This is a genomic window from Tenacibaculum agarivorans, from assembly GCF_001936575.1.
GTDB classification, from domain to species: Bacteria; Bacteroidota; Bacteroidia; order Flavobacteriales; family Flavobacteriaceae; genus Polaribacter; species Polaribacter agarivorans.
The window spans coordinates 1-18,445 of record NZ_MSMP01000041.1 but is presented as its reverse complement, the minus strand read 5'-3'; the positions used below and the strand labels follow the sequence as shown (position 1 = coordinate 18,445).

Genomic DNA, 18,445 nt, shown 5'->3' with positions numbered 1-18,445 from the left:
ATTTACAGCCAAAATAAATAGACTTATCAATAATCTTCATTTCCGCAAAAACGAAATGATAAGTCTAATCGCTTATCGTAGTATGAACTAACTTATATACACGATAATGAAAAAGCGTAAGCTAAGTTTCTGGGAAATTTGGAACATGAGTTTTGGGTTTCTTGGAATTCAATTTGGATTCGCCCTTCAGGGAGGATTTATGTCAAGAATTTTTCAAACGTTAGGAGCATCAAAAGATGAAATTCCTTTACTGTGGATTGCAGCTCCTTTAACAGGTTTAATAGTACAACCTATTATAGGATATTTAAGTGATAGAACTTGGAGTCCTAAATGGGGTAGAAGAAGGCCTTACTTTTTAATAGGAGCCATATTAAGTTCATTAGCTTTGTTTTTTGTACCTCATTCACCTGCATTGTGGGTAGCTGCTGGTTTCTTATGGGTTTTAGATGCTTCTATTAATATATCTATGGAGCCATTTAGAGCTTTGGTTGCAGACAAGCTTCCTGAATCTCAACGTTCTTATGGATTTGTAGTTCAAACGTTAATTATCGGTATAGGTACTTGGGTAGCCAGTAATTTACCATGGTTGGTTTCTACATTAGGAGTAAGTGATTCTGCAGCACAAGGTGTAGTACCTATGTCGGTAAAAATAGCCTTTGCTATTGGAGGTTTTGTCTTTTTAACAAGTATACTTTACACTGTGTTTACAACTTCAGAGTATCCACCTGAGGATATGGAAGAATTTGAACGAGAAAAAGTAAAAAAGAATCAATTTATTCCAGACATACTTAACAATATAGGAAGTATGCCAACAACAATGAAAAAATTAGGAGTTGTTCAGTTTTTCAGTTGGTTTGCTTTTTTTACCATGTGGAGTATGGCCAATCCTGCGTTAACCGAGCATGTTTTTGAGGCTCCTGCACCTGTAAAAAGCGAATTCAACATGGATAATGATCAGGATAAAAAAGCTTATGATTTAGCAAATACTAAATTCCAAAAAGCCTCTAATTCTGTAGGCTCATATATGGGAATATATGGTTTATCGTCAATGGCATTTGCTTTACTATTAGTTGTATATACTTCTAAGCGAAGAATTAATAGAAAATTTGTGCACATGGGGTCTCTCATTTTAGGAGGAATAGGTTTTTTAATGATGAAATTTATTCCTTCACATGAATATTTATCTGTGTCGTTTATATTAATTGGCTTTGCTTGGGGTAGTATTCTTTCTATGCCTTATGCTATGTTGTCTAGTTCTGTTGATCCGAAAAAAATGGGAGTAATTATGGGGATTTTTAACATGTTTATTGTTATTCCACAGATTATAGCGGCATTAGGAGGAATAGTATTCATTTCAAGTTTATTGGGTGAAGGAGCAATTAATGCAATGACAGTAGCAGGGATAAGTCTCATTCTTGCTGGATTATCTAACTTTTTAATTACAAACAGAAAAGCAATCACATACGAAATAGAAAATGAATAAAAAAGGATTCATATTTGATTTAGATGGTGTAATAGTAGATACCGCTAAATATCATTTTTTAGCTTGGAAAAAATTAGCTAATGATTTAGGAATAGATTTTACAGAACATCAAAACGAACAGTTAAAAGGTGTAAGTAGAGTAAAATCATTAGAGAAAATTTTGGATTGGGGTGGAGTATCCGTTTCAGAAGAAGAATTTCTTCAATTGATGGATAAAAAGAATAGAGATTATCTATCATATATTGATACTATGACTGAAGATGAAATCTTGGTAGATGTTCCAAAAGTTTTGAACCTACTGAAGTCAGGAGATCAAGGAATTGCTTTAGGTTCAGCAAGTAAAAATGCGAGAACAATACTAAAAAAAGTGCATTTATTCGAAACGTTTCATACTATAGTAGATGGCACTAATGTTACCAAAGCAAAACCAGATCCAGAAGTTTTCTTAATTGCTGCAAAACAATTAGATCTTGAACCAGAACATTGCATTGTTTTTGAAGATTCAATTGCTGGTATACAAGCAGCAAATGCGGCTAATATGATATCAATTGGAATTGGAGAAGAAAGCGTACTTAGCGAAGCAGATTTTGTATTCAAAGACTTCTCTGAAATATCTGAAAGCTTTGTGGCACAATTAATAAATAAACAACACTCAACAATTTAACCCCCGAATTAAACAAACAGACTAGAAATGAATCAAGATTATATTATACCCAATGAATGGTCTATTATTGAAGAAGGATTCAATGCAGACAGAGTAAAATCTTCAGAGAGTTTATTCAGTATTGGTAATGGAGCCATGGGACAACGTGCCAACTTTGAAGAAAAATACACTGGAGAAACATTTCAAGGTAGTTATATAGGAGGTGTATACTACCCAGATAAAACAAGAGTAGGATGGTGGAAGAACGGATATCCTGAGTACTTTGCTAAAGTATTAAACGCCCCAAATTGGATAGGAATTAATGTATGTATTAATGGTGAAGAACTTGATTTAAATACCTGCAAAAATATATCTAATTTCAAACGTGAATTAAATATGAAAGAAGGTTGGTTATCACGTAGTTTTATAGCTACTTTAGCCAATGGACTTGAAATAAAAATAGATACCAAACGCTTTTTAAGTATCGATTTGGATGAAGTAGGAGCTATAGAATACAATGTAACTCCTATTTCAGGTAATGCTATAATTATTTTTGAACCTTATTTAGATAGTGGTATTCAAAATGAAGATAGTAACTGGGATGATCAATTTTGGAATACTATCAATGTTTTAGCAGATCAAGAACAAGGTTTCATAGAAGCACATACAATGAAAACTAATTTTCACACCTGTACTTTTATGCAATCAGAAGTATTTGCTAATCATAAAAAGCAAGAAATTATTCCTGAAGTTGAAAAAACTGAGACTAAAGTTATTTTCAAATATACTACCCAAGTAAAAGCTAATGAAGTAGCAAGTATTCATAAGTTTGGAGGTTATGTTGTAGATAGAAATCACGACAAAAGTCAATTGGTAACTGCTGCTAAAAATACATTAAAGTTAGCTGCAGATTTAGGATTTAATACGTTATTGGATCAACAAAAGCAAGCTTGGGCTACTATTTGGGAAATGGCTGATATTACTATTGAAGGTGATGTAAAAGCACAACAAGGTATTCGATTTAATATTATGCAATTAAATCATACTTACTTAGGTAAATATGCACAGTTAAATATTGGCCCAAAAGGTTTTACAGGTGAAAAATATGGAGGAAGTACGTATTGGGATACTGAAGCCTATTGTTTACCATTTTATATGGCTACTAAAAACCAAGAAGTAGCAAAAAGTTTACTAACATATCGTTACAATCAGTTAGATCGAGCTATAGAAAATGCTGAAAAATTAGGTTTTAAAAATGGAGCAGCATTATATCCTATGGTAACAATGAACGGTGAAGAATGTCATAATGAATGGGAAATTACTTTTGAAGAAATTCATAGAAATGGAGCCATTTCATTTGCTATTTTTAATTATCATAGATACACTAACGATTATAGTTATATTCCTGAAAAAGGGTTGGAGGTGTTAATAGGTATTGCACGTTTTTGGCATCAAAGAGTAAACTTTTCTAAGGACAAGCAAAAGTATGTAATGCTTGGTGTAACCGGGCCTAATGAATATGAAAACAACATCAATAACAATTGGTATACAAATTACATAGCTAAATGGTGCATTGATTATGCTTTAGAGAATATCACTAAAGTTAAAGAGGAGTATAAAGATGACTTTAAACGAATTGTAGAAAAAGTAAACATCACAGAAGCTGAATTATCAAGCTGGAAAAAAGTAGCTGATAATATGTTTTTCCCTTACTCTGAAGAAAATCAAGTATACTTACAACAAGATGGTTTTTTAGACAAAGAATTAATAAGCGTTGCAGACTTAGATGCTTCACAACGTCCTATTAATCAGAAATGGAGTTGGGATCGTATTTTACGTTCGCCATATATCAAACAAGCAGATACCTTACAAGGATTTTACTTTTTTGAAGATCATTTCACAACTGAAGAATTAGAGAAACATTTCGATTTTTATGAGCCGTTTACTGTTCATGAAAGTTCACTTTCTCCTTGTGTGCATAGTATACAAGCTGCTAAATTAGGGAGAATGGATCAAGCATATACATTTTATTTAAGAACATCACGTCTAGATTTAGATGATTATAATAAAGAAGTTGAAGAAGGACTACACATTACTTCCATGGCAGGTACATGGATGAGTATTGTTGAAGGGTTTGGAGGAATGCGTATTAAAGAAGGATTATTAAGTTTTACGCCACAAATCCCAAAACAGTGGGATGCTTACTCTTTCAAAATCAATTTTAGAGGTCAAATTTTAAAAGTAAAAGTCTCTAAAAAAGGTACTGAATTCGAACTAGAAGGAACTAAAGAATTAGCTCTTCTAGTAAATAATCAAAAAGTATCTGTTAAACCAGATAGTTTAATCACAGTCTAATTGAAAGTTTATTAATTTAAGCATGAAAAATGTTCTATACACCATTATACTATTTTTAGTTATCAGTTGTAATAATGGGCAAAAAAAAGAGGTAGTAAAAGTAAAAGATGTGAAACATCTAAAAGTTAAAAAACTAACTAACACTGTTCTCTTTGAAGGCTCGTTGGAGCGTGTAGAACATTTTCCTTCAACATATATAAAACCAAGAAATGTTGATGTTTGGTTACCAAAAGATTATGCAAAATCTAAAAAGTACAATGTAATATACATGCATGATGGCCAAATGTTGTTTGATAGTGCTACAACTTGGAACAAACAGGAGTGGAAAGTAGATGAATGGGCATCCCAACTACAAAAACAACATAAAGTTAAAGATTTTATTGTAGTAGCTATTCACAATATACCAGATATTCGTTGGCAAGATCTTTTTCCTCAGAAAGCATTTAAGTTTTTAGATGAAGACAAGAAATCATCATTAAAAAGTATATCTGGGTCTAAAGACTTTACGTTGAATGGCGATAATTATTTGAAATTTTTAGTTAAAGAGTTGAAGCCTTTTATAGACGGTAACTATTCAGTGTATATTGGACAAGAACAAACATTTGTAATGGGATCTAGTATGGGAGGATTAATGTCAATGTATGCAATTAGTGAGTATCCGTCAGTATTTGGTGGAGCTGCTTGTTTGTCAACACACTGGGTAGGAGCAATGCCTGTAGACGATAATCCATATCCAGATGCTATATTTAAGTACATGGCAGAGAATTTGCCTCCTGCTAATACTCATAAATTGTATTTTGATTTTGGCAACAAGACATTGGATGAACATTATCCTCAGTATGCACCTAGAGTAGATTCAATTTTAAAACAGAAAGGATATACGGAGAGCAGCGCTAAAAATTTGTTTTTTGAAGGAACAGATCATTCAGAAAATTCATGGAGTCAACGTCTTAATATTCCGCTACTATTTTTATTAAAGAAATAATGAAACCTATTTTATCAATCATATGTGTTTTTTTTATGGCTGTAGTATCAGCACAGCATAAAAAAATCGAAGTCAAAACATTATCAAAAGCTGTCTTGTATGCAGGAAGTTTACAGCGTATAGAAAAATTTCCATCAAAATACATTACTCCTAGAAGTGTTGATGTCTGGTTACCTGAAAACTATGATAAAAATAAAAAGTATGCAGTATTGTATATGCACGATGGTCAAAATCTATTTGACTCAACTACTACATGGAACAAACAAGAGTGGAAAGTTGATGATTGGATTTCAAAATTAAACAAACAGCAAAAAATTAAAGATGTTATTGTAGTTGGAATACATAGTATTTCTGATATTAGATGGCAAGACTTATTTCCTGAAAAAGCAACCAATAATTATATGCCTGAAAAGGTTCGAGATTCTTTGTATGCAGATGCTAAAAAACAAGGTTTCAATCTTAATTTAAAGGGAGATGAATATGTGAAATTTATGGTGAAAGAGTTGAAGCCATTTATTGATGAAAATTACGCAACTTATAAAGATCAACAAAATACGTTTGTAGGTGGTTCTTCCATGGGTGGATTAATGTCTATGTATGCTATTTGTGAATATCCTAAAGTTTTTTCTGGTGCAGCATGCTTTTCAACGCATTGGCCAGGAGCACAACCTAAAGTAGACAATCCTGTAGGGAAGGCAATTTTAGCATATTTAGCGGTTAATGTCCCTGATCCTAAAAACCATGCTTTTTATTTTGATTATGGAACAAAAACTTTAGATCAATATTATCCTCCTTATGCTAAAAAAGTAGATGTAATTTTTAATAAAGCTGGGTACAATACATCAAACTACAAGAATCTAAAGTTTGAAGGGGCAGACCATAGTGAAAACTCATGGAATAAACGATTTGATATTCCATTAAAATTCTTATTACACAAATAATGAAAAGTATTTTTTCAATTATATATCTTCTTTTTACAATTGCAATTTTTGCCCAAAATGAAAATAGGAAGTTTATCAAAGCTTCTTTTCAAGATGGCGAATTTTTAGAAGTAAAAACAAATGACGGAGTATACATGTTTAATTTTTATTCTCCCGAGATTGTAGAAACTAAATTTGTACCGAAAGGAGAAACGTATAAATCGGCATCTCACGCTTTAGTTGGATTTGAAAATTTTGAAGAATGTAAATCAATTACATTTAAAGAAGACAATAATCAGTGCTATTTTTCTTCTTGCGGCATCAGTGTAACTATTCAAAAAAAGCCTTTTAAAATTTCATACTTTTATAAAGGAGCACCTATTGTTTCTGAAAAAAGAGGATATTTTAAGAGTAAACATTTACCTATGGATATGGTAAAAGGTAATATTACAGCTGATATTACTGAAAAGATAGAGTTTAATCTTACAAATGATGAAATTTTATACGGAGGAGGAGCAAGAGCTTTAGGAATGAATCGTAGGGGGAACCGTCTTCCTTTATATAATAGAGCTCATTACGGATATGAAACACATTCTGAATTAATGAATTTTACAATGCCCATTGTAGTGTCTTCTAAAAAGTACATGATTCATTTTGATAATGCACCTATTGGGTATTTAGACTTAGATAGTCAGAAAAATAATACATTAACCTACGAAACTATTTCAGGTAGAAAAACATACCAGATTATTGTTGGAAATACTTGGTATGATCTGTTAGATAATTATACCGATTTAACAGGAAAACAACCAATGATACCTCGTTGGAGCTTAGGGAATTTTTCAAGTAGATTTGGATATCATTCTGAAAAAGAGACTAAAAATACTATAGAAGCTTTTAAAAAAGAGCAAATTCCCGTAGATGCTGTTATTCTAGATTTATATTGGTTTGGTAAAGACATTAAAGGAACAATGGGGAATTTAGAAGTCTATAAAGATTCTTTTCCTAATATGAAAAAGATGATTAAAGATTTCAACACTCAAGGTGTAAAAACAGTCTTAATCACAGAACCATTTATATTAACTACTTCAAAAAAATGGGATGAAGCTACATCAAAAAGAATTTTAGCAAAAGATTCTGTAGGAAATCCTTTTACATATGATTTCTATTTTGGTAACACAGGTTTAATTGATATTTATAACCCGGAAGGAAATCAATGGTTTTGGAATATTTACAAAGGTTTAAAAGATATAGGAGTAGCAGGTTTTTGGGGAGATTTAGGCGAACCAGAAGTACACCCTTCGAAACTATTACATGAAACAGGTACTGCAGATGAAGTACATAATGTTTATGGACATGATTGGGCTAGATTAATTTTTGAAGGTTATACAAAAGAGTATCCAAATGAGCGTCCTTTTATCTTAATGAGAGCAGGATATTCAGGTTCGCAACGATTTGGAATGATTCCTTGGTCAGGTGATGTAAACAGAACTTGGGGCGGATTACAAAGTCAACCTGAAATAGCATTACAAATGGGAATGCAAGGTTTAGCCTATATGCATTCCGATTTAGGTGGTTTTGCAGGAGCAAATTTGGATGATGAATTATACGTACGTTGGTTACAATATGGTGTTTTTCAACCTATTTTTAGGCCTCATGCACAAGAAGAAGTACCAAGTGAACCTGTTTTCAGAGTAGATAAGGCAAAGGAGTTAGCTAAAAAAGCTATTGAATTGCGCTATCAATTATTACCTTACAACTACAATTTAGTATTTGAAAATAATCAAACAGGAAAACCTTTAATGCGTCCTTTATTTTTTGAAGAAAGTTCAGAGGATTTGTTTGAAAAGTCTGGTACATATCTTTGGGGAAATGATTTTTTAATCACACCAGTATTAACAACAGAAGCTAAAGCGCAAGAAGTATATTTTCCTAAAAAATCATCTTGGTTTGACTTTTATACTGATTCAGTGATCAATGGAGGTAAGAATCAAATCGTTAAAACAAAAGAAGATCAAATTCCTACTTATGTAAGAGCTGGAGCATTTATTCCTATGACAAAGGTTGTACAAACAACTCAAGACTATTCATTTAATAATTTTGATCTTCATTTCTATTATCATCCGTCAGTTAAAATATCTAACCGATCTTTTTATAATGATGATGGGGTCACCGCTAATTCTTTTGAGAAAAAGCAATATGAAATTTTAGAATTCAATTCAAAATCAACTAAAAAGACAATTTCAATACAGCTAAACGCTAAAATAGGAGCTGAATATAAAGACAACACTAAAGAATTAGTATTAGTTATACATCATATCAAAAGTAAACCAAGGAAAGTAAAAGTAGCTGGGAAAACTGCAACTTATTCTTGGGATGCAACTAAAAATAGGTTGTCCGTTCCATTACAATGGAATACAGCTAAAGCTAAGAAAATAACTATAAAACTATAGTCATGAACAAACTACTATCAATATTCATAATTGCGATTGCATTAGTGAGTTGTAAAGACCAAAAAGCAATAACTCAAAAAACAAAAGAAGCTAAAAAAGAAGTTCCTTTTGTTTGGGAAGGAGCTAACTTATATTTCTTATTAACAGATCGTTTTAATAATGCAGATTCTACAAACGATGTTAATTTTGATCGTACTAAAAAGACCGCTAAACTTAGAGGATTTAAAGGTGGAGATTTAAAAGGAATCACTCAAAAAATAAATGAAGGTTATTTTGATCAGCTAGGAATTAATGCGATTTGGATGACACCTGTTGTTGAACAAATTCACGGAGGAACAGATGAAGGTACTGGAGTTACCTATGGCTTCCATGGATATTGGACAAAAGATTGGACGAATATTGATCCAAATTATGGAAGTAAAGAAGATTTAAAACAACTAGTAGCGGCTGCACATAAACATGAAATTAGAATTTTATTAGATGCAGTAATAAACCATACAGGTCCAGTAACAGAAAAAGATCCTGTATGGCCAAGTGAGTGGGTGCGTACAGAACCACATTGTACATATGATACTTATGAAAATACAATTACATGTACACTGGTTAAAAATTTACCGGATATAAAAACGGAAAGTAATGAAGCAGTAGAGTTGCCAACTCAGTTGGTAGAGAAGTGGAAAAAAGAAGGTAGATATGAACAAGAAGTAAAGGAATTAGACGAATTCTTTACAAGAACTGGATATCCACGGGCACCAAGATTTTATATCATGAAATGGTTAACCGATTATATCAAAGAATTTGGAATTGACGGATATCGTGTAGATACAGTAAAACATACTGAAGAGAATGTTTGGCAAGAGTTTAAAAAAGAATGTGATTTTGCGTTTGCAGAATGGAGAAAAAATAATCCTGAAAAAGTGTTAGATAATACTCCTTTTTACCTAGTTGGAGAGGTTTATAATTATAGTATTTCAGGAGGTAAAATGTTCAATTTTGGTGATAAAGAAGTAAATTATTTTGATAAGGCATTTCATAGTTTAATCAATTTTGAATTCAAATGGAATGCTAAACAAATGGCTTTTGAAGACTTTAATAAAAAGTATGACAGTATTTTACACAACCAACTAAAAGGTTATGGTGTATTAAACTATGTAAGTTCTCATGATGATGGAATGCCTTATGATCCAGCAAGAGAAAAGCCATTTGAAGCAGCTAACAGATTGTTATTAGGTTTAGGTACATCTCAAGTGTATTATGGAGATGAATCTGCTCGTCCTTTAATCATTGAAGGAACAGTTGGTGACGCAACATTACGTTCATTTATGAATTGGGATAGCATACAAAATGATGAAAAAACTAAAAAAGTACTACAGCACTGGCAAAAATTAGGTCAATTTAGAAAAAACCACCCAGCAGTAGGAGCAGGAACACATCAAATGCTTGTAGAGAAACCTTATATCTTTAAAAGATCATATTCAAAAGGTGATTTTACAGATGAAGTAGTGGTTGGAATAGATGTAGCAGTTGGACCAAAAATTATTGATGTATCTACAATTTTTAAAGATGGACAACAACTTAAAGATGTATATTCTAATCAAACTATAGAAGTAAAAGAAGGAAAGGTGAATTTAGATTCTCCGTATACTACTGTGCTTTTAGAAAGTTTGTAAGTGAATGCATCATGAAAGAATACAAGGGTGAAGAAATTATCGGACAATTAGACAAGAGAAGAGGAGGATACTATTTTCTAAAACTTCATGCTGATATTGTCAACCGATTTGAACATAAACGAAAAACTAGATTTATTTGTACAATAAATGATGAATTGGAGTTTCGTTGTGGTCTGAATCATTTTGGAGATGGGAATTTCTTCATTATTATATCCACAAAAAATTATAAAATTCTAAACGTATCACTAGGAGATTATGTTAGTTTTCATCTTAAAGAAGATCCAAATCCACTAGGAGAAATACCTGAAGCTTTAGACGTTTTACTTACTCAAGATATAGAATTAAAGCAAAGATTTGATCAACTTACTGATGGCAAAAAAAGAAGCATTATAATACAAGTGAGCAAAATAAAAAATATAGATACACAAATTTCTAAATCTATAGCACTTATAAATAATCCTAATTTAGGAAGAAAAACAAACAACTAAACATAAATAATATATCATGAAAAAACTTGTATTACTACTCTGTATAGCAACTATTTTTTCTTGTAAACAAGAAACAAAAAAAGAAGAAAATCAAAAGGCAAGTACAACACAAGCAGTTGACCATAAAAAAGAGTTAACACCAATTTCTAATGAAGATTTAGAAACCGCTGTGATATACGAAGCTAATATTCGTCAATATTCGCCAGAAGGAACTTTTGATGCATTCACTAAAGATATACCTCAATTGAAAGAATTAGGAGTAAAAATTATTTGGTTAATGCCAATTTTTCCTATTTCAGAAACCAAACGAAAGGCCACAGGAGGAGAACATAGCAAGTTTGCTTCTGAGTTTCCTGAAGAGGAAAGAAAAAAATATTTAGGAAGTTATTATGCAGTATCTGATTTCAAAAAAATCAATCCTGAATTTGGTACTATAGAAGACTTTAGAGAGTTGGTTAAAGTTGCTCACGATAATGATATTTATATCATTTTAGATTGGGTACCTAATCATACCGGTTGGGATCATACATGGTTAATTACGCACCCTGATTTTTATACTAAAAATGATAAAGGTGAAGTAATACATCCAGAAGGAACAGACTGGACTGATGTAGCTGATTTAAACTATGACAATCCAGCCTTAAGAAAGCAAATGATTGCTGATATGAGTTATTGGTTAACTGAAGAAAATGTAGATGGTTTTAGATGTGATGTAGCGGGTTCGGTACCTACAGCATTTTGGCAAGAAGCTGTTCCACAATTAAGAGCGAAGAAAAAAATATTTATGCTAGCAGAAGCTTGGGAGCCAGAATTATTAAAAGAAGGCCTATTTGATATGGGGTATGGCTGGGATCGTCATCACGCAATGAACCATATTGCAAAAGGAGAAAAAAAGGCTGCAGAATGGGATACTACATATACAAAAGACAAAGAAAGATATGAAAGTGATGATATTTTAATGACTTTTGTGACTAACCACGATGAAAATTCTTGGAATGGAACTATTAAAGAAAGAATGGGAGAGAGTGCTAATCTTTTTACTACCTTAAGTTATTTAACACCAGGTATGCCATTAATTTATTCAGGTCAAGAATATGGATTGAGTCACAGATTAAAGTTTTTTGAAAAAGATTCAATTCCTAAAACAAAAGGAAAGGAATGGAGTTTATTACAACAATTAGCAAAACTTAAAAAAGAAAATAAAGCGCTTCATGGAGGAAAACAAAGTGCCTCTTACACAAGAATCGATACAAAAAATGAAAATGTATTAGCTTTTTCAAGAGAAAAAGACGAACAAGAAGTTATTTTTATAGGAAATCTATCAAAAGAAAAGCAGTTGTATACAATTAGCTTAAAAGGGAATTACATAAATTATTTTGATGCAGCTGCTACTTTTGATAGTACTTCATCATTAGAACTAAAACCTTGGGAATATTTGGTTTTAATTAAGTAATAAAAGTTAATAAGATAGGATAAAGAGCATTGAAAATCAATGCTCTTTTGTTTTTTAACACTTCATTATCAGTAAAATAAAAGCTTTTTGATTACTTTTATACAAATCATTGCGCAATGAGAAATATTTATAGTGTTCTAATTATTTTAATTTTTGCTGTAGGATGTTCATCATCTAAAGAAGTTGTTTCTCCTGAACAACAAAAAAAAGTTGAAGATCTAATACATAGTAAATCTTTTATAATTACTTCAAGCTGGGCTATGCCGCAAGTAACCAATTCGTTGATGGCACTCCAAAATTCTGGAATATTTCCTTTGAATAGTTCTGTAAGTATGATTGATATTTCGAGTACAAGTAATAGTTTTATTATTAAAAAAGATTCTATTTCTGCGGATTTACCTTATTTCGGAGAACGACAAATGGGCGCTTCAGGGTACACCAACAGAGACTCAGGAATAGCAATAAGCGGAATTCCAAAGAATTATAAAGTTACGAAGACTAAAAAAGGTAATCATAGAATAAAATTTAGTGTTAGCGATCGTAATGATGTGACTGAAAACTATACGGTGAATGTTTTAGTTTTTAATAATTTATCTACTCAAATTAATATTACAAGCTCTCATCGTTTTGGTATAGGATTTAGAGGAACATTAAAGCCTCTTAAAACCGAAATTTAATCAGAAATTTTTAGAAAAAGACCAAATCAAAATTCTAGTTTTTTTGTTCCCATGCTCCATAGGAATTATTTTAAAAGAAGCCTTCAGTTTTTTGAGTTGTTTTTCTAGTTTAGGTAAACTTTCCTTTTTAGAAACTAAACTTGTAAAAATACCTACTTGCTCTTTAACTAGGATACTTTGTTTAATCATTCGTTTTAAGAATAAAGATTCTCCTCCGTTACACCATAATTCATTCTCTTTTCCTCCAAAATTAAGTTTAAACTCTTCATCATTTAAGTTTTTTAATTTTCTAGAGGTAGCCTTAATAGCATCTTCTTTAGAACTATGAAAAGGAGGATTACACATTGTGAAATCAAAATAATCGTTAGGGGTAATAATTCCCTCAAAAATATGAGCATTATTTGATTGATGTACAATAGATACTTTTTCTTGAAGTTTAGGTGTAAAACCAATATTAATTTTAGCAGCTTCCACACTTTCTAGGTTAATATCACAACCTACCATTTCCCAATTGTATACCTGTGCTCCTAAAATACAATAAATAGCATTGGCGCCAACTCCAACATCTAAACCTTTAATTTGTTTCTTCTCTTTTGGTAGTACATCTGCTACATAATGAATATAATCAACTCTACTAGGAATAGGAGGACATAAAAAGCCCTTTGGTAATTGCCAATCATTAATTTTATAATAGTGCTTTAAAAGCACTTTATTTAGAGCAATTACAGCATCTGAATTAGAAAAATCAATAGTTTTTGAATTGTAATTATTCACAAAAACAAATGCTTTTAAATCAGGATGTACAGCTACTAATTGTTCAAAATCGTATGCGCTATCTTTATGTATGTTTCTTGGATGCATTCAGCATCAAAAGTATCAAAAGAAATATGAAGTCAGATCATTTAGCTTTATTTATTTTTTGTATAAAAAAGTGAATTCTCCTTTGTACAAATTGATAGTTTAACGTTAGTTTCGGTGTAATTTTATTTTGCTTCGCTTGCAAATAAGGAAGTCCATTGCGAATGTACCCTGAGCTATGTCGAAGGGGGAATGAAGCAATCTGAGATTTTGATTATTAAATTAACGTAAATCTCGTTTAATAATAAAGGTGTCACTTTGAGTGAAATTCATTAGAGTAAAACGGAAATGAATTTTGTATCGAGAAGTAAATATATTGTTCTCGATACAATTTCACCTCATTATCATTCTGTGAAATCACTCGAACTGACAAGAATTCCTTATCCAAGATTCACGTTAAATTAATAGATTACTTCTTCACTTCACTATGTTTAGTTCATCATAATGACGTAATCTATTAATTTACATAGTAAAAAATATATTCTTAAATCAAGTTAGTTTAAATGATTTGCTCGTTTTTAATTGTTTCTTTTAACAAAGATCTCTTCGCACTTTCAATTCTCCATTTTCATAAATTAATATAAAACCTATTTCTTCAAGTGTACATCGTGGTTCAATTACGAAACGGATTACACCTGGAATCTTAAAATCTTCTTTTGGATTTATTTTAATTTGTTGACGATAGGTGGTGTTTTGTTTTACCCAATTTACATAACCATTTACATAAGGATGTGCATCAAATTCTTCTTTAGATAAAGGAATTTCTTGAAGGGTATTCGTAGCATTAATTTTATCGTTTTCTGAAAGTTTAACACTAAATTTTCCTTTAAAATCTCTTTTAGAGTTTGGAGAAACAAAAAAAGCACCTTGTTGTAATTGCATATCAATTTCTAAAGCATAGGTATTTTTTCCAACTTGTTGAATGCGTATACCTAAAGTATAAGGATCTTTGTTTTTTGGATATTCATGTAAGAAAGTAGTATTAAAATTAACTGTATTTTCACTAGTACTTTTTACCATGGCTGTACTATTTTGTGCCAAGGTAGTACTGGTTTTAGGAGTTGGATTACAGTTTACAAAAAACACAAAAAGAAAAGTATACAAAATAGATTTCATGATTTTATAAGTTTAAGAGTGAGTTATTTATATAGAAATAGTATTGTTTTTCAACGTATCAAAAGTATTATCTAGTTATTTTAAAAGTGTCAAAAGAGTGTAAAAGAAGTGTCAAAGCCTGTAAAAATTCATCAAATTATTAGTTATTTGTATCATGACTTTAAAAAGCATACTACTAAGAGTAACAAGTGTATTCATTTTAATCCTATGCTTGGATTGTAAACCCAAACCTCAAAAACACTTTTCTGAAATGGTAAAAGTAGCGCTACGGAATGTAGGGCATCAGTTATTAGTATCTAATGAAAATGTACACGAACCTGTATTGCCGATACAAAAAATAGAAGCTTTAAAATATAAATTATCCTTTACGAGTAACATAGAAATAAAACCAAGTTATTTGGTGAAATTAATAGATGAAAATTTTGAAAAAGTAGCTGTATCTAACCACTATATAGTTGAAGTATTACACTGTAACAGCCAAGAAGTAAGCTATAGTTATATAATGAAAGAGAAGGTAGAAGAAGGTATTATTCCTTGTGTAGGAAGACGTTTACAAAAAGATTGTTACACAATTCAAGTAACCTTTTTAAATGTAGTGACTACTACCAACAATTCAAAACAAGCGATGTTGTATTATCTCATACCGATATGTTTTATGCTGTTGATAGTTATTTACGTCGTTAAGAAAAGAAGGAAACAAAATACTCTACATGAAGAGAAAGAGGATGTTCATATTGGAGACTATCTATTTTATCCTGAAAGAAACATTATCGTTTATAATGATATTGAAATTAGTTTATCTAAAAAGGAGTGTGAGTTATTACAAATTTTAGGAAGTAATAAAAATCAAACAGTAAAACGAGAAGAGTTAACGAAACGCGTGTGGGAAGACAATGGTGTTATAGTTGGTCGTAGTCTAGATACTTATATTTCAAAACTTCGAAAAAAATTGAATCAAGATCCTACTATTAAAATTAGTAACATACATGGGGTAGGTTATAAATTAATTGTGGAATAATAGTTTTTTGTAGTAATTTTAATCACTCTAAAATGTTATACATTGGCTAGAACGATAATCAATAATTTTGTTTTAAAACATTATGAAAACGAAACTTATTTTAGTTTTTGTACCTATACGAGCATTCGTTTTTTTGAAATATTATATTTTGAAAAGGGTACAGGTAATGTAAAAATTAATGGAAGCTCCATTCCTTATACAGATAATAGTGTTTTTGTATTTATACCTGATGATGTATATACGGTAAATGTAGATTCAGCAACCACAGTTACTACAATTAAATTCTTAAAGAGTTTTTTTAATAATTCTAGGAATTCTAACCCTACATTACCTGTAAATAATTGGTTTCGTAATATAGAAGGAATTTTATACAATAAAGTTAAACAATTGCGGCTACTCGAATTTAAAGAGGCTTATGAAAAAGAGAATGTGACATCTTTAGTGAAACTATTAACCAAAGAATTTCTGAAAAATAGTGCTAATGATATCTTTATTATAGAAAACTCATTATCGGTAGTATTACACTTAATTGCAAGGAATATGAGAGAAAGTGCTACTCATATGACCATAAATAAACCAGAATCCAAAATTCAAGGAATTATAAATTATATTCAAACTCACATATACAATTCTAAAGCTATAACCAACAAACAACTTGCTGAAGAATTTGATATTGCAGATAATTACATAGGTCAATATTTTAAAAAGCATATGGATATGAGTATTAAGAAATACATTCTTAATTATAAATTAAATTTAGTGGAAACCCGCTTGAAATATACAGATATGCAATTCTCTGAAATAGCTTTAGAGCTAGGTTTTACTGACACCAGTCACTTAAACAAAACATTCTTAGCTTACAAAGGAGTAACAGTAGGAGCTTTTAAGGAAGGGTTGAAAGTTACTCCATAATCTTCTACTTCATTTTTTACTTATATCCCCTTTTTTTTTACTCGATAAAACATGAACTACTGCAATAATTTTGTAGTGTAAATAATTTTAAAAATTAAAAAATATGTTTTATTCAGTATTAGACGTTACACCAACAGTAGACACATGGATTCCTGCTTATATCGCAGAAACAGGAGCAATTGTAAAAAAACACGGAGGTAAATATTTAGCAAGAACAGCTTCACATGAACAAATTGAAGGAGAAGATGCTGCTGCTGCGTTAAGAATTATATTAGAATGGCCATCTAAAGAAGCAGCTTTAAACTTTATGAAAGATCCAGAGTACGTTCCTCACTTAAAAGCTAGAACAGCAGGTTCTGTTAGTCATCATTTTTTAATAGAAGCTAAAGACGATTTAGCCTAGTTGTAAACCAAAATACCTTATAAATTATGACTACACAAAACAATGTAACTTTCGACAATATTGGTTGGATAGTAGAAGCTAAAATCAAAGAAGGTAAAAGGGAAGAATTTAAAGCTATAGTTGATGAAATTGTAGCGGCAACCCAAAAAGAAGGCGGGACATTAAACTATCAATATTATGTTTCTGATGATGGAGATGTTTTAGTATATGAGCGTTTTGCTAATATAGAATCTGCACATATCCATATTACGAATTGGGATAATTTTGCGGAACGTTGGCTGGATGCAGCTCCAGGAACTCGTATGGTTCATTTAGGTAATCTTCCAGAGGAGTTGACCAGTCGTCATGCGGCTTTAGCACCTAAATTGTTAAAACCTTTCGGGGGATTTGCTAGATAAATTTCATTCACCAGATTACATTACATATATCATGAAAAAAGTAAATATATATTCGATAGTAGTTATCCTACTTATTGTAATTCAAGCTTGTAAAGGGAAGATAAAACCAGAAACTAAGCAAGAATCTGAAAATTCAGTACCAACAACAGCAGTAGTTAAACCAGTTTCATTAGAAGCTAAATTATTTTTGAATTTACCGGAAACATTCAATTCTCCAGCTAGTGGAGCAATAGATACGGAAGGTAATATCTATTTTACATCACCAAATTTTCATAACGATGTTTTAATTCAATCTGGTGATATGAAAACTCCTGCTGTACCAACCATAGGAAAAGTAGATAAAAACAATGCATTAAGTACTTGGTACACATTTACCCCAGAAGATATGGAAAAAACTACAGGTAAAATAGCTCCTTTCGGTATCGCCTTTGGTCCAGATGGTAATGTTTATGTTGCTGATATGCAGCTATGGTTTAAAGGGCAGTCAAGAATTTTAAGAATTAATGTAAAAGATGGAGAAGCTATTGGAGTAGATGTTGTAGTAGAAGGAACTGCTTTTCCAAATGCTTTAGTTTGGAAAGGAAATGATTTATTTATTTCAGATACAGTTTTA

At 31.1% G+C, this 18,445-nt stretch carries 17 protein-coding genes; 15 read left to right on the top strand and 2 right to left on the bottom strand.

The features are described from left to right. Positions 1-106: 106 nt before the first annotated feature. The 10 genes from BVC87_RS20430 (at position 107) to BVC87_RS20385 (ending at position 13,127) form a co-directional block, all read left to right on the top strand. Positions 107-1,483 (top strand): MFS transporter, encoded by a 1,377-nt coding sequence (locus BVC87_RS20430; protein ID WP_075344267.1) that lies wholly within the window; start codon positions 107-109, stop codon positions 1,481-1,483. Further along, positions 1,476-2,147 carry a beta-phosphoglucomutase gene (gene pgmB, locus BVC87_RS20425; RefSeq protein ID WP_075344266.1) on the top strand — a complete coding sequence of 224 codons (672 nt, stop codon included), beginning with the start codon at positions 1,476-1,478 and terminating at the stop codon, positions 2,145-2,147. The genes BVC87_RS20430 and pgmB overlap by 8 nt, the downstream gene beginning before the upstream one ends. Positions 2,148-2,174: 27 nt before the next feature. Beyond that, positions 2,175-4,481: a glycoside hydrolase family 65 protein gene (locus BVC87_RS20420; RefSeq protein WP_075344265.1), complete on the top strand. Its 2,307-nt coding sequence runs from the start codon at positions 2,175-2,177 to the stop codon at positions 4,479-4,481. Positions 4,482-4,503: 22 nt separating this feature from the next. Then, positions 4,504-5,466 (top strand): alpha/beta hydrolase, encoded by a 963-nt coding sequence (locus tag BVC87_RS20415; protein WP_075344264.1) that lies wholly within the window; start codon positions 4,504-4,506, stop codon positions 5,464-5,466. Positions 5,467-5,501: 35 nt separating this feature from the next. Further along, entirely contained in the window at positions 5,502-6,407 is a 906-nt protein-coding gene (locus tag BVC87_RS20410) for an alpha/beta hydrolase (RefSeq protein ID WP_234974702.1), read from the top strand. Next, entirely contained in the window at positions 6,407-8,839 is a 2,433-nt protein-coding gene (locus tag BVC87_RS20405) for a TIM-barrel domain-containing protein (RefSeq protein WP_075344262.1), read from the top strand. Before BVC87_RS20410 ends, BVC87_RS20405 begins: the two co-directional genes overlap by 1 nt. Positions 8,840-8,841: 2 nt before the next feature. Further along, complete coding sequence (locus tag BVC87_RS20400) at positions 8,842-10,509, top strand: alpha-amylase family glycosyl hydrolase (protein ID WP_075344261.1); 1,668 nt, start codon at positions 8,842-8,844, stop codon at positions 10,507-10,509. A gap of 11 nt (positions 10,510-10,520) precedes the next feature. Then, positions 10,521-10,997 carry a DUF1905 domain-containing protein gene (locus BVC87_RS20395; protein WP_075344260.1) on the top strand — a complete coding sequence of 159 codons (477 nt, stop codon included), beginning with the start codon at positions 10,521-10,523 and terminating at the stop codon, positions 10,995-10,997. 16 nt (positions 10,998-11,013) lie between these two features. Then, positions 11,014-12,450 (top strand): alpha-amylase family glycosyl hydrolase, encoded by a 1,437-nt coding sequence (locus BVC87_RS20390; RefSeq protein ID WP_075344259.1) that lies wholly within the window; start codon positions 11,014-11,016, stop codon positions 12,448-12,450. Between the two features lie 116 nt (positions 12,451-12,566). Next, positions 12,567-13,127, top strand: coding sequence for a DUF4251 domain-containing protein (locus BVC87_RS20385; protein WP_075344258.1), 561 nt, complete (start codon positions 12,567-12,569; stop codon positions 13,125-13,127). Here the strand turns inward: BVC87_RS20385 and rlmF are convergent, their stop codons facing one another. Together rlmF and BVC87_RS20375 are read right to left on the bottom strand one after the other, a co-directional pair. Then, a complete protein-coding gene (gene rlmF / locus BVC87_RS20380) occupies positions 13,128-13,988 on the bottom strand; it encodes a 23S rRNA (adenine(1618)-N(6))-methyltransferase RlmF (RefSeq protein ID WP_075344257.1) in 861 nt (286 codons plus the stop codon). Between the two features lie 528 nt (positions 13,989-14,516). After that, a complete protein-coding gene (locus tag BVC87_RS20375) occupies positions 14,517-15,101 on the bottom strand; it encodes a hypothetical protein (RefSeq protein ID WP_075344256.1) in 585 nt (194 codons plus the stop codon). Positions 15,102-15,255: 154 nt separating this feature from the next. On the opposite strand from BVC87_RS20375, the gene BVC87_RS20370 reads away from it, so the two are divergent. The 5 genes from BVC87_RS20370 to BVC87_RS20350 all read left to right on the top strand — a co-directional run. Then, on the top strand, positions 15,256-16,119 hold the full coding sequence (locus tag BVC87_RS20370; protein WP_075344255.1) for a winged helix-turn-helix domain-containing protein: 864 nt from the start codon (positions 15,256-15,258) through the stop codon (positions 16,117-16,119). Between the two features lie 42 nt (positions 16,120-16,161). Beyond that, on the top strand, positions 16,162-17,031 hold the full coding sequence (locus tag BVC87_RS20365; protein ID WP_075344254.1) for a helix-turn-helix domain-containing protein: 870 nt from the start codon (positions 16,162-16,164) through the stop codon (positions 17,029-17,031). A 103-nt stretch (positions 17,032-17,134) separates the two neighbouring features. Further along, positions 17,135-17,434, top strand: coding sequence for a DUF1330 domain-containing protein (locus tag BVC87_RS20360; RefSeq protein ID WP_075344253.1), 300 nt, complete (start codon positions 17,135-17,137; stop codon positions 17,432-17,434). Positions 17,435-17,460: 26 nt separating this feature from the next. Beyond that, a complete protein-coding gene (locus BVC87_RS20355; RefSeq protein WP_075344252.1) occupies positions 17,461-17,832 on the top strand; it encodes a putative quinol monooxygenase in 372 nt (123 codons plus the stop codon). 31 nt (positions 17,833-17,863) lie between these two features. Beyond that, positions 17,864-18,445, top strand: a 582-nt coding sequence (locus BVC87_RS20350) for an NHL repeat-containing protein (RefSeq protein ID WP_200799217.1), incomplete at its 3' end; no start/stop codon positions are given.